The sequence below is a fragment of the candidate division KSB1 bacterium genome, assembly GCA_016214895.1.
Taxonomy (GTDB): domain Bacteria; phylum Electryoneota; class RPQS01; order RPQS01; family RPQS01; genus JACRMR01.
Genome location: JACRMR010000012.1, coordinates 457,308 through 470,197, shown reverse-complemented (window position 1 = coordinate 470,197; position 12,890 = coordinate 457,308). Strand labels below are relative to the sequence as shown.

The following is a 12,890-nucleotide window of genomic DNA, read 5'->3' as shown; positions in this document are numbered from 1 at the left end:
GTTTCGCCGGTCTTCGCGGAAGGACCGGTGCGGATCTGCATTTACAGCGACAACCGCGGAGCGGGCGAAGTACATCGCGCGGTGCTCAAGGCGGCTCAGCAGATCACGCCGAAGCTGTACGTGATCAATGGCGATGTTGTCAAGTATGACTATGCGTTGACGGGATCACCGGAAGCGGTACTGGCCGATTATCGGGCGGCGTTGGGCACGCCTCAGAACACGCTCGAGTTCTGGCCTTCCGCCCCCGGTCCGGCGATTTTCACGGCGGTTGGCGGCCATGACGAGCAGTATTTTTTGGGATCGTCGTTGGCGGCCGCGGCCGATCGGACCCCCGCGAAGCGGACGGCGTACGAGGGTGTGACGGAGTTGGGAGTTCAACTCTACGACGCTTTTCACCTGGAGGAGATGCGGGTCAGAGTCCAGCCGTATAAGGACATCGGTACTCCGTTGCCTATGTCCAAATACGGTGACTACCTGCTCTACGTTGGATCGGGTTTGCGTCGGGACTTGGCGATCCTGTTCTTGTATCGGTCCGATCGCTGGAGCTTTCGCACCGATCAGGTTGCCTGGGTTGATTCGATGTTGGCCGATGTGCGCAGGCAGAATCCCACGCTGCCGCTTCTGGTGGTGGCGCATGACTGGACCTGGTATTTCCCGGATACGCTGGACGACGGGAGCGTGGACGGCGCGCACAACGGGATTCGCGAAGGCGTACCCGAGTTCGAGCGGGAGTTGCGGCGGCAGTTGTTCGCCGCGATGCAGAAGAACCGCGTTGACGCGGCGTTTGCCGCGGACCGGCATGCTTATTATGCGGACGCGCTGGACGGCATGCTGCGGGTGAACAGCGGCGCGGCGATTTGTACGGATGCGGACGGTGAACGCGTGGCGGCGGACAATTTGTGGGTCGAATACACGCAGACCGCAACGGTGTTGCGCGTCATCGCCCATGCGGTGGCCGCGCCGGTTGGCTGCGGGATCGGCGAAGAGGCGGCGGAGTTCGGCTTGGTTTTCGAGAAGAAACGCGCGCCGGGAGCAGTCTGGCGTGCTCTAAACCAATAGGCTTCGGACCATGAACATTCAGAAAGTAGCCGTAATCGGCGGCGGGACGATGGGCAATGGGATTGCTCACGTCTGTGCTCAGTTTGGTCGTCAGGTAACGTTGATCGAAGTCGCGGACGCGCCGCTTAAGAAGGCGCTGGCGACGATTGACAAGAACCTCGGACGGATGGTGGAGAAAGGCAAGCTGTCGGCGGAAGACAAGGCGGCGACGCTCGGTCGGATTACAGGCTCGCTGAGCGTGCAAGACGCGGCGGGCGCGGACCTCGTGGTTGAGGCGGTGGTGGAGAATTTGAGTGTGAAGCAGAAGATCTTTTCCGAATTGGACGGCATTTGCAAACCGGACGCGATCCTGGCCAGCAACACGTCGACGATTTCGATCACGACGATTGCGGCCTCGACCAAGCGCGCGGGGCAGGTGATCGGGATGCACTTCATGAATCCGGTGCCGCTGATGCAGTTGATCGAGGTGATTCGCGGGCTGGCGACGAATGACGCGACGCATGCGGCGGTGGTCGAGTTTTCGCAGGCGCTGGGCAAGACCCCCATCACGGTTAACGATTATCCGGGCTTTGTCGCGAACCGCGTGTTGCTGCCGATGATTAACGAAGCGGTTTACGCATTGATGGAAGGCGTGGCGGACGTGGAGTCGATCGACGGCGTGATGAAGTTGGGCATGAACCACCCGATGGGTCCGTTGACGCTGGCTGACTTCATCGGACTGGACGTCTGTTTGGCGATTCTCGAGGTCCTGCATGACGGACTTGGGGATTCGAAATACCGTCCTTGTCCGCTGCTGAAGAAGTATGTCGCGGCGGGCTATCTGGGTCGCAAGTCCGGTCGCGGTTTCTACAATTACGCAAGCTAAGGGAGTCGCCAAGTTGATTATCACGACCACGAACACGGTGGATGGCAAGCAGGTCACGCAGTATCTCGGCGTCGTGACCGGCGAGGCGATTCTGGGGGCGAACATCTTCAAGGATATCTTCGCCGGGATTCGCGACATCGTCGGCGGCCGGAGCGCGGCGTGGGAAGGCGAAATTCGCAAGGCGCGGGAGATTGCGCTGAGCGAGATGGGCGAGGCCGCGCAGGCGCTCGGTGCGACGGCGATTTTGGGCGTGGATATTGATTACGAGACCCTGGGCTCGGGCGGATCGATGATGATGGTGACGGCGACCGGCACGGCGGTAAAACTGGGCTGACAGACTGAATCCGGAGCAATAATGGACCACCTGCTGAGCGAACAGCAATTGGAAGTGAAGAAGGCGATACGCGATTTTGCCGAGGCGGAGATTCGCCCGACGGTGGCGCATCGCGATCAAACGAGCGGATATCCGACGGAGATCATCCGCAAGTTGGGCGAGCTGGGATTTATGGGTGTGAACACGCCGGAGCAGTTGGGCGGCGCCGGCATGGACGCGGTGACTTACGCGATCGTGGTGGAAGAGCTGGCGCGCGTGGACCCGGCGGTCGCGGTGGTGTGTTCCGTGAACAATTCACTGGTCTGCTATGGGCTGGAGAAATTCGGCACTCCCGGGCAGCACAAGGAATGGCTGGTTCCGCTGGCCCAGGGGCAGTTATTGGGCGCGTATTGCCTGACGGAGCCGGAGGCGGGCAGCGATGCGGCGGCCTTGAGTACGACCGCGGCGCGCGATGGCGACGCCTGGGTCTTGAACGGGAGCAAGGCTTTCATCACCAACGGCATGAGCTGCGATGTGTACATCGTGTTCGCGCGCACGGACAAGGGCAAGGACAAGGCCCGCGGGATCAGCGCGTTTATCGTTCCGCAGAAGTCGCCGGGGATCAAGCTTGGGTTGAACGAGAAGAAGATGGGAATTCGCTCTTCGGATTGCTGCATGGTGAATCTGGAGGACGTGCGGATTCCGGCGGGATACATCCTGGGCAAGGAGGGTGACGGCTTCAAGGTCGCCATGGCGTCGCTGGACTCGGGACGGGTGGGCATCGCGGCGCAGGCAGTTGGTTTGGCGCAGGGTGCGTTGGAGGAGGCGGTCAAGTATTCGAAGCAACGCGTGCAGTTCGGTCAACCGATCTCCGCGTTTCAGGCGATCCAGTTCAAGCTTTCCGACATGGAGGTGTTGACGGAAGCGGCGCGTTTGCTGGTGTACAGCGCGGCGCGGAAGAAGGACCTCGGTCAGAAGTACACGAAAGAGGCGGCGCTGGCCAAGCTCTATGCGTCGGATGTCGTCATGAAAGTAACGCAGGACGCGTTGCAGATTCACGGCGGCAATGGTTACACTCAGGACTATCCGGTGGAGCGCATGGTGCGCGACGCCAAGGTTACCGAGATTTACGAGGGCACGTCCGAAATTCAGCGCTTCATCATTGCGCGTGAGTTGCTTTCGGCGTAGTCCTCCTCACCTTTTCATCAATGGAACACTCCCGTGGCTCCCTCCAAATTTGACGAGTCTCTGAAGATCTGGATGAACGGCCGGCTGGTGCCGTGGCACGAGGCGACCGTTCATATTTGTGTCCATGCGCTGCACTATGGTTCGGCCTTGTTTGAGGGTATTCGCTCTTACAAGACGTCCAAGGGGGCGGCGATTCTGGGATTGCCGCAGCACATCCGGCGGATGACGGACGGCGCGAAGATCTATCGCATGAACATCCCGTACACCGCGCCGCAGCTGGAGCAGGCGTGCATCGATGTGGTGCGGGAGAACAAGATGGAAGACGCGTATCTGCGGCCGCTGGTGTACCGCGGGTACTACGCGCTGGGCGTGCATCCGTCCGATTGTCCGATCGACGTGTCGGTGATCCCGTTGCGCTGGGGCAAGTATTTGGGTGCCGAGGCGCTGGATAACGGCGTGGATGTCTGTGTTTCGTCGTGGACGCGGATCGCGCCGAATACGTTGCCGGCGTTGGCGAAGTCGATCGCGAACTACGCGAACTCGCAATTGATCGTGATGGATGCGCGCAGCAACGGTTACGTTGAGGGGATCGCGTTGGACACGGCCGGCTATGTCTCGGAAGGTTCGGGCGAAAATGTGTTCGTCATTCGTGACGGCAAGCTGGTCACGCCGCCGTTGGGCAATTCGGTGCTGCCGGGGATCACGCGCACCATCGTGTTGCACCTGGCGAAAGAGCAGGGGATGGCGGTGGTGGAAGGCCCGATTCCGCGCGAATTGCTCTATATCGCCGACGAAGTGTTTTTCACCGGAACCGCGGCGGAGATTACGCCGATTCGATCGGTGGACCGGCAGGTGATCGGCGAAGGCAAGGCCGGTCCGTTCACGAAGCAGTTGCAGAAGGCCTATTTCGAGTTGATCGACGGGCAGCGTCCCGATCCGATCGGCGTGCTCACCTATATCTAAACGACCGCATGAGAACACGCCGCGCTGCTCGCGAGTGGGCGCTTCGCATCCTTTACGCACACGAGCTTTCTCACAATCCGATTGACGTGTGTCGCGACGAGGTCCTGGCCAATGCCCGCGTTGACGGGACGTTGTCGTTCTGCAAGTCGCTGGTGATGCGCGTCGCCGAGAAGGACGAGCAGATTGACGCGCTGATCGGTCCGGCCCTGGAAAAGTGGGATTTGAACCGGATTGCCGTGATCGATCATCTGTTGCTGCGGATGGGGATCGCCGAGTTTCTCTATTTCGACGACATCCCGTTTAAGGTGACGATCAATGAGTACATTGAGTTGGCGAAGCGCTATTCGACCGCCCAGAGCGGCCGGTTCGTGAACGGCATTCTCGATGCCGTGAGTACGGGATTGCAGAAGCAAGCGAAGCAGCAGGCGGCTGCTGCCGCGGCGGCGGGCCGCCCGTGAGAATCGGGATCATTTCCGATATTCATGGGAATCTGGAGGCGCTTGACACGGTCTTGCGACGGCTGGCCGCGGCGCGAGTTGACCGGGTGTATTGCCTGGGCGATATTGTCGGCTACGGCGCGGATCCGAACGCTTGTATCGAGCGGGTGCGTTCGGTCGCACAGGCCACCGTACTTGGCAACCACGACGCCGCGCTGACGGGACATACGCCGGTAGCCTATTTCAACAGCTACGCGCGCACGGCAATTGAATGGACGAGTCGCATGGTGAGCGCGGAGAATCTGGCGTGGCTGAAGCAGATTCCGCTCACGCATATGGAAGACGGGATACTGCTCGTGCATGCGACGCCGAAGGATCCGGCCGCCTGGAACTATATTCACGACCCGGCGGAGGCGGCGGTTCACTTCCCGTATTTGGCGGAATACAGCACGGCCTTCATTGGGCATTCGCACGTGCCCGCGCGCTATGAAGAACGCGCGCAAGGGAAGTTGATCATCAATGTCGGCTCGGTCGGTCAGCCGCGCGATCGCGACGCGCGCGCGTGTTGCGGCTGTTACGATACGGAGACGGGAACTTTTGAGTGGATCCGGGAAGTTTACGACATTCAGGAGTCGGCGCGGAAGATCCGGGCGGCGGACCTCCCGGAATATTTGGCTGTTAGGTTATTTCTGGGGATGTGATTCGGCGGGTTCGCGAGTTCGGAGTCGCGGCAAGCATCATCATTACTATATGTTTGACAGACTGTTAGCCAAGGTTTTCGGGACGAAGCACAACCGGGCGGCCAAGAAACTGAATCCGCTGGTGGGCGAGATCAACGCCTACGAGGAGGAGTATCAGTCCCTGACCGAGGAGCAGTTGCGCGCGAAGACGTCCGAGTTTCGCGCCCGCTTGCAGGATGGCGAGACGGTTGACGACCTGTTGCCGGAGGCCTTCGCGGCGGTCAAGAACGCGTGTCGGAAGTTGCTGGGGCGTGAGTTCGAAGTTCGCGGTCAGTATATGAAGTGGGAGATGCTGCCCTACGATGTGCAACTCATGGGCGGTGTCGTGCTGCATCAGGGCAAGATCGCGGAGATGGCCACGGGGGAGGGGAAGACACTGGTGGCGACGTTCCCGCTGTACCTGAACGCGTTGGCGGGTCAGGGGGCGTGGCTGGTGACGGTGAACGATTATCTCGCGCAGCGTGACGCGGAGTGGATGGGGCAGATTTACCGCATGCTGGGGCTGACGGTCGGAGTGATCGTTTCGGAGTTGCCGCCGCCGGTCCGCCGCGCGCAGTACGCCTGCGATATCACCTACGGCACGAACAACGAGTTTGGCTTCGACTATTTGCGCGACAACATGGCGCTGTCGATGGACGAAGTGGTGCAGCGCGGTCATTTCTATGCGATCGTGGACGAGGTGGATAGTGTCTTGATCGACGAGGCGCGCACGCCGTTGATCATATCGGGCCCCGTCGCGCAGTCCACGCAGAAGTTCGACGAGATGAAGTCGTCGGTGGATCAGCTGGTGCGGCTGCAATCGCAGACGATCACCCGGTTGGCCGATGAGGTCGAGGCGGAACTTGCCAAGGGCGACAAGGTTGACGAGTGGGAGGCCGGGCGCAAGCTGTTGGCGGGATTTCGCGGCTTTCCGAAGCACAAGCGCTTGATGAAGCTCTTTCAGGAGCCGTCCAACATTCGCCTGCGGCAACGGGTGGAGAATGACTTGCTCCGCGACAAGAAGATGCACGAACTCGACGAGGAGCTGTACTTCTCGATCGACGAGCGGTCGCATCAGATTGACCTGACGGACCGCGGGCGGCATCAGCTCACGCTCTATCACGGCGGCGATCCCGACCTGTTTATTTTGCCTGATCTGGCGGACGAATTCGCGAAACTCGACGCGGACGCGCGCCGCAGCGCGGCGGAGCGGGCGGCGGAGAAGGCGAAGTGGCAGGAGCTGTACGCTCATCGCAGCGAGCGAGTGCAGAATGTGTCGCAGCTGCTGCGCGCCTATGCGCTCTATGAAAAGGACGTGGAGTACGTAGTCCAGGATGGGAAAGTGCTCATCGTGGACGAGTTCACGGGCCGCATTCTGGCCGGTCGTCGTTACAGCGACGGTCTGCATCAGGCGATCGAGGCCAAAGAGGGCGTGCACATCGAGCGTGAGACGCAGACGATTGCGACGATCACGTTGCAGAATTTCTTTCGGTTGTTCAAGAAGCTCGCCGGCATGACCGGCACGGCGGAGACCGAAGAGGCGGAGTTCTATTCGATCTACAAGTTGGAAGTCTCGGTGATTCCGACCCACGAACAGGTCCGGCGGCTGGACGACGACGATCTGGTCTATCGGACGAAGCGTGAGAAGTATAATGCCGTCGTCGAGACGATCGCGGAGTTGCATGAGCGGCGGCAGCCGGTGCTGGTGGGAACCACCTCGGTGGACGTGAGCGAGGTGATTTCGCGGATGCTGAAGCGCAAGAATGTACCGCACAATGTGCTGAACGCCAAGCAGCATCAGCGCGAGGCGGAGATTATCGCGGGCGCGGGGCAGCCGGGTGCGGTCACGATCGCGACGAACATGGCGGGCCGTGGCACGGACATCAAGCTCGGTCAGGGCGTCGTGCAGTGGACCGGCGAGCGGGGCGACAAATCCAAGGCGGAAGGCGGTTTGTTCATTCTGGGCACCGAGCGTCACGAATCGCGGCGCATTGACCGCCAGTTGCGTGGTCGAGCGGGACGTCAGGGCGATCCGGGCACGAGCCAGTTTTACCTCTCGCTCGAAGATGATTTGATGCGGTTGTTCGGCTCCGACCGCATTGCGCGCGTGATGGACCGTTTGGGCGCGAAGGAAGGCGAGGTGATCACGCATTCGCTGATCACGAACGCGATCGGCCGGGCGCAGCAGCGGGTGGAAGGGTACAATTTCTCGATTCGCAAGCATCTGCTGGAATACGACGACGTGATGAACCAGCAGCGTACGGTGGTGTACGCGCGGCGCAATGTCGCACTGCGCGGCGAGGACCCGACTTCGCTGGTCGGGGAGATGATCGACGACTGCGTGGATTATCTGCTGGAAAAGCATCGCGATCCGGAGAACGTCAAGGAGCTCAATCCCGACGCGTTGGCCGACAGCGTGATGCGGACGTTCCTGATCGACCTTTCCGGCGATAGTAGCTGGCGGGCGCTGAGCGAGGATCAATTGCGGCCCCTGATCCTCGAGCAGGTAGAACGCGCGCGGGAGCTGCGAACGCAGTTCCTGGGCGATGAGATGTTCAAGGGCCTGCAGCGGTTCGCGATTCTGCGCGTGATTGACGTGAAATGGCGCGATCACCTCTATGCGATGGATGGCCTGAAGGAGGGGGTCAGCCTCCGCGCATTCGGTCAGAAGGACCCCTTGATCGAGTACAAGAAAGAGGGATTTGACCTCTTTCAGGCGATGCTGGACGAGGTCAATGCTGAGGCGTTGCGGATCATTTTCAGTTGGGCGCCCCCGACGTCGGAACAGCCGCTCCAGCAGACTCAAGCTGGCGCCGCGCGCCGGGTAAGCCAGACTCCGGTCTTGACTTATTCGCATGCGGACTCCGCGGGGTTAGCCTATGCGAAGGCGGTGCATGGCGCGGATCGCGACGCATCAACCATGGCTCCCGACGGGCCGAGCCGCGCTCCGGCCGCCGGCAAGCAGCAGCCGGTTCGAGTCGAACCGACGGTGGGCCGCAATGACCTCTGTCCCTGCGGGAGCGGCAAGAAATACAAGAAATGCCATGGCGCGACCGTGCCCAACCAGCCGTAGGGAACGAGGCATGGCGGGTGGGGTCCGTTGGCCTCGCGCGGGCTTTGGGGGGGCAGGAATTCCTCTTGCCTTTCCCGAAAAAATTGACTAACTTCATTCCGGTTCCGTTGGCAATGGGGCTGTATGGGCCGCTTGGTCCTCGACAGTTGCCCCAAACCCACCATGTTGTATAAGTTATTGCAGGATGAAGCGCTTTAACTGAAGGGTGGCCTATGGATCAACGAATTGTAGAGATTTTGATGTATGTGATTGGCGAGATACAGTCTCGCCGGATCCGAATAGATGAGATCGACGGGATATCGGATGAGTTGATGCAGCGCGGGTTTTCGCAGCGCGAGGTAGCCACGGCTTTCTCACTGTTTGCGGAGCGGCTGTATCGAGATCCTAATCGTTATCAGAACGGAAGTCCGGCCAGTCCGCACGCCCATCGTGTACTTCACGAGGTGGAACGGCAGTATTTGAGCACCGAGGCGCTGGGATATGTCCTTCAGCTTGTTCATCTTGGGATTCTCGGATATGTTGACGTCGAGGAAATCATCGAGCGTTGCATGTTGATGGGGAACTTGAACGTTGGCGAGGACGAGATGAAGATGGTGGTTGCCTCGCATTTGCTGGAGAAGGAGCCTTTGTTGGGCGAGTCGGGTTCGGTAATGAGCTTTCGCCCTTGGCCTGAGCACATTCACTGAGGCACTTTCCGCGGCTGACTAACGAATCGCCGTTCACATCGATCTTTTGGATTATTAATGGTTTACTCTTTCACGGGAACCTGTCACAATTTTCGCAACTCTAAAGCTTTAAGCACCCGCTTGAAGCTTTTCATTTCTAAAGCACCCCATGCCGAAGCCCGGATCCTCCACGTCTAAGACCTCGAAACCGAAGAAACGCCCGGCCGACGTCAAACCGAAGTCGCCCGCTCCTGCCTCGGCGAAGCGATCGTCCACCAAGCGACCGACACCGGCGAAACCGACGGCGGCGGCGAAGAAGGCGGCGGCGTCGCCTCGCGGCCGCACTCGGGCGACGGCTTCGCGAGAAAAGCTGCTGCCCAGCGTATCCTCGACCGCGAGCAAACTCGTGATCGTGGAGTCCCCGGCGAAAGCGAAAACCCTGCGCGGCTATCTGGGTCCGGACTACTTGGTGCAGGCCTCGGTGGGTCACGTGCGTGATCTTCCGCAGAAGCGGCTGGGCGTGGATCTGGAGTCGGATTTCGAGCCGGAATACGAAATTATCACCGGCAAGGAGGACGTCGTCGAGCTGCTGCGGCGCAACGCGAGTTCGATGAAGAGCATCTTTCTCGCGACTGACCCTGATCGCGAGGGCGAAGCGATTGCATTTCACGTCGCGCACTTGATCGGCGGATCGACCAAGCGGTTTCAGCGGGTGTTGTTCAACGAGATTACGAAGGACGCGGTGCAACGCGCGCTGGCGAAGCCGGGCGAAATCGACTTGGCCAAGGTTGACGCGCAGCAGGCGCGTCGCGTGCTGGATCGTCTGGTGGGCTACCTGGTATCGCCGCTGTTGCAGAAGATCATCGCGCGCGGGCTATCGGCGGGGCGGGTGCAGTCGGTGGCGCTGCGGTTGATCTGCGAGCGCGAAGCCGAGATTCGCGCGTTTGTGGCGCAGGAATACTGGACGATCGACGCGCATCTCCTGACTGCGAAGCGCGAGGCGTTTGTCGCGCGGCTCGCGCGGATCAAAGGCGAGAAGGCGGAAGTCGCGGACGATAAGACGGCGAAGCAGATTGTCGCGGCGGCGGCGAAGCATCCGTTCAAGCTCAGCGATCTGGCGACGAAACCGCGCAAGTCCTCGCCGTCCGCGCCGTACACGACGTCCACGTTGCAGCAGGATGCCGCGCGGCGGCTGGGTTATTCCAATGACCGCACGATGCGCGTGGCGCAATCGTTGTACGAAGGCGTGGACGTGGGCAAGGAGGGCAGCGTCGGTCTCATCACGTACATGCGAACGGACTCGACGCGGTGCGCGCCCGAGGCGATTGCGGCGGTTCGCGAGTTCATCGGCAGCGGGTTCGGCGCGGACTATGTTCCGGCCAAGCCGCGTCAATATGTAACCAAGAAGTCCGCGCAGGACGCGCATGAGGCGATTCGGCCGACGGATGTGATGCGCGACCCGGCGAAAGTCAAGCGCTATCTGGATGCCGATCAATTCAAGCTGTATGAATTGATCTGGAAGCGATTTGTCGCGTCGCAGATGGCGGACGCGAAGTTTGACGTGACGACCGCGGTGCTGGTTTCCGGCATCTACGAATTTCAGGCGAGCGGACGGCGCGTGATATTTCCGGGGCATTTGGCGGCGATGGCCGAGTTCGTGGAAGAGAAGAACGGTGACGAGGCCGAGCAGTTGGCGGAGCATCTCTCGCGCGAACTGCCGCCGCTCGAAGTCGGCAAGACCTACGCTCTGGACAAGCTCGATCCGCAGCAGCACTTCACGCAGCCGCCGCCGCGCTATAACGCCGGCTCGCTGGTGAAGACGCTTGACGAGCTGGCGATCGGCCGCCCCTCCACGTACGCGAGCATCATCTCGGTGTTGGTGAAGCGAAAGTACATTGACCAGAAGGAGCGGCGGTTTCATCCGACGACGTTGGGTGAAACGGTGAGCAAGCTGCTGGTTGCGCAGTTTCCCGACGTTTTCAATGTCAGCTTCACGGCGCAGATGGAAGAAGAGCTGGACGAGATCGAGAATGACGGAGTGGCCTGGCGCAAGGTGGTCAAGGATTTTTACGGGCCGTTCCGCAAGAATCTCGACAAAGTCACGAAGCGCAAGGACGAGTTGAAGAAAGCGACGACTGAACAGACCGACAAGAAGTGTCCCGATTGCGGCTCGCCGTTAGTGGTCAAGTGGGGTCGCTCGGGTCAGTTCCTCGGTTGCTCGGCCTATCCGGAATGCAAGCACACGCAGCCGCTGGACGGCGACCAGGCGCCAAAAGCGCCGGACAAGGAATGTCCGAAGTGCGGGAAGCCGATGGCCGTCAAGCGCGGTCGATTCGGCTGGTTTTACGGTTGTACGGGCTACCCGGACTGTCGGACGATCCTGCCGCTTGAAGACAAGGAGTCGGTGCCGTGTCCACGCGACGGTTGCGGGGGGCAGGTCAGTATGCGGCGATCGAAGCGGGGGAAGTCGTTCTGGGGATGTTCGAAGTATCCCGAATGTGATTTTGTCTCCTGGAACAAGCCGGTGCGAGAGAATTGTCCGAATTGCGGCAATACCTATATGGAAGACAAGACGCTCAAGACGGGCCGGATCTTCCACTGCCCGAAGTGCAAGCACAAGATTGAGGTTGCCACCGAGCAAGCGTGAGTCCGACACTGCCGGAATTGCTGGCCGATTTCCTGTTGGACATTTCCGCGCGGAAGCGTCGGTCAGGGCACACGATCGCGGCGTACGGGAGCGACATTCGCCAGCTCATTGAGCACGTGCGGAAGGATGCGCCCGATTTGGGCGCGGAGCGTCTGAGCGTTTCCGCGATCCGCGGACACTTGCAGGAACTGGCCCTTTCCGGTTTAGCGCGCGCGTCAATTGAGCGCAAGCGCGCGGCGATTTCGGAGTTCGCGAAATATCTTGTGCGCGCCGGCCGGTTGCGCGAGAATCCGACCACGCGGCTGGGCCGGGCGCGGAGCTCGCGCAAGCTCCCGCAGGTTTACAGCCAGGCGCAGGTCGCCGCCGTGCTCGACCGGGCCGGCGACTCCGACTTTCCGGCGGTTCGCACGCGAGCTCTGTTGGAGTTCTTGTACGGTTCGGGCCTGCGGATTTCCGAGTTGTTGTCCTTGCGAACTCTGGATGTCGATCCTCGGCAAGGGACCGTTCGCGTGACCGGCAAGGGCTCCAAACCGCGTGTGGTCCCGCTGTCGCGGGCGGCGCTGGCGGCATTTGCCGACTACGTGACGGCGCGCACCAAGCACGTATCCGCGCTTCCGGCGGGTGCGCCGGAGGCGCTCTGGTTGTCCGATCGGGGCAAACCGTTGACCCGGTTTCGCGCCTACCGCATCGTTCGAGACGCGCTGGCCGCGTTGTACGGCGACCGGTCTTCGCCTCACGTGTTGCGTCATTGTTTTGCCACACATTTACTGGAACGCGGTGCGGATCTGCGCGCGGTCCAGGAATTGCTGGGGCACAGTTCATTGGGAACGACCCAGAAATATACCCATGTCACCGCCGAGCGGCTGAAGCTGGTACACGAGCAAGCTCACCCGCACGGCGAGAAACTGCGTTAATGACCCGGTCCGAATAGCACGGACTTTCCACATGATCCCGAGGTAGC

General features: G+C 60.8%; 11 protein-coding genes. All 11 read left to right on the top strand.

Going from position 1 to position 12,890, the window contains the following annotated elements; translation table 11 throughout:
• Positions 1 to 27: 27 nt before the first annotated feature.
• The 11 genes from HZB60_08155 (at position 28) to HZB60_08105 (ending at position 12,843) form a co-directional block, all read left to right on the top strand.
• Positions 28 to 1,059, top strand: coding sequence for a hypothetical protein (locus HZB60_08155; GenBank protein ID MBI5059736.1), 1,032 nt, complete (start codon positions 28 to 30; stop codon positions 1,057 to 1,059).
• A gap of 10 nt (positions 1,060 to 1,069) precedes the next feature.
• Entirely contained in the window at positions 1,070 to 1,924 is an 855-nt protein-coding gene (locus HZB60_08150) for a 3-hydroxybutyryl-CoA dehydrogenase (protein MBI5059735.1), read from the top strand.
• 13 nt (positions 1,925 to 1,937) lie between these two features.
• Complete coding sequence (locus HZB60_08145) at positions 1,938 to 2,258, top strand: heavy metal-binding domain-containing protein (GenBank protein MBI5059734.1); 321 nt, start codon at positions 1,938 to 1,940, stop codon at positions 2,256 to 2,258.
• 21 nt (positions 2,259 to 2,279) lie between these two features.
• The gene (locus HZB60_08140; GenBank protein ID MBI5059733.1) at positions 2,280 to 3,425 is read left to right on the top strand and encodes an acyl-CoA dehydrogenase; all 1,146 of its coding nucleotides are present in this window, start codon (positions 2,280 to 2,282) and stop codon (positions 3,423 to 3,425) included.
• A 72-nt stretch (positions 3,426 to 3,497) separates the two neighbouring features.
• Complete coding sequence (locus HZB60_08135; GenBank protein ID MBI5059732.1) at positions 3,498 to 4,388, top strand: branched-chain amino acid transaminase; 891 nt, start codon at positions 3,498 to 3,500, stop codon at positions 4,386 to 4,388.
• 8 nt (positions 4,389 to 4,396) lie between these two features.
• Entirely contained in the window at positions 4,397 to 4,846 is a 450-nt protein-coding gene (nusB, locus tag HZB60_08130; GenBank protein MBI5059731.1) for a transcription antitermination factor NusB, read from the top strand.
• Positions 4,843 to 5,526: a metallophosphoesterase family protein gene (locus HZB60_08125; protein MBI5059730.1), complete on the top strand. Its 684-nt coding sequence runs from the start codon at positions 4,843 to 4,845 to the stop codon at positions 5,524 to 5,526. The genes nusB and HZB60_08125 overlap by 4 nt, the downstream gene beginning before the upstream one ends.
• A 49-nt stretch (positions 5,527 to 5,575) precedes the next feature.
• Positions 5,576 to 8,617 (top strand): preprotein translocase subunit SecA, encoded by a 3,042-nt coding sequence (gene secA / locus HZB60_08120; GenBank protein MBI5059729.1) that lies wholly within the window; start codon positions 5,576 to 5,578, stop codon positions 8,615 to 8,617.
• Between the two features lie 212 nt (positions 8,618 to 8,829).
• Positions 8,830 to 9,303, top strand: coding sequence for a DUF494 family protein (locus tag HZB60_08115; GenBank protein MBI5059728.1), 474 nt, complete (start codon positions 8,830 to 8,832; stop codon positions 9,301 to 9,303).
• Positions 9,304 to 9,451: 148 nt separating this feature from the next.
• On the top strand, positions 9,452 to 11,929 hold the full coding sequence (gene topA / locus HZB60_08110) for a type I DNA topoisomerase (protein MBI5059727.1): 2,478 nt from the start codon (positions 9,452 to 9,454) through the stop codon (positions 11,927 to 11,929).
• Complete coding sequence (locus HZB60_08105; protein MBI5059726.1) at positions 11,926 to 12,843, top strand: tyrosine-type recombinase/integrase; 918 nt, start codon at positions 11,926 to 11,928, stop codon at positions 12,841 to 12,843. Before topA ends, HZB60_08105 begins: the two co-directional genes overlap by 4 nt.
• The last annotated feature ends 47 nt before the right edge of the window (positions 12,844 to 12,890 follow it).

Coding starts and splice junctions, on each gene's coding strand:
- nusB (MBI5059731.1), top strand. CDS start 4,397: ATGAGAACACGCCGCGCTGCTCGCGAGTGGGCGCTTCGCATCCTTTAC.
- secA (MBI5059729.1), top strand. CDS start 5,576: ATGTTTGACAGACTGTTAGCCAAGGTTTTCGGGACGAAGCACAACCGG.
- topA (MBI5059727.1), top strand. CDS start 9,452: ATGCCGAAGCCCGGATCCTCCACGTCTAAGACCTCGAAACCGAAGAAA.
- HZB60_08135 (MBI5059732.1), top strand. CDS start 3,498: ATGAACGGCCGGCTGGTGCCGTGGCACGAGGCGACCGTTCATATTTGT.
- HZB60_08140 (MBI5059733.1), top strand. CDS start 2,280: ATGGACCACCTGCTGAGCGAACAGCAATTGGAAGTGAAGAAGGCGATA.
- HZB60_08115 (MBI5059728.1), top strand. CDS start 8,830: ATGGATCAACGAATTGTAGAGATTTTGATGTATGTGATTGGCGAGATA.
- HZB60_08150 (MBI5059735.1), top strand. CDS start 1,070: ATGAACATTCAGAAAGTAGCCGTAATCGGCGGCGGGACGATGGGCAAT.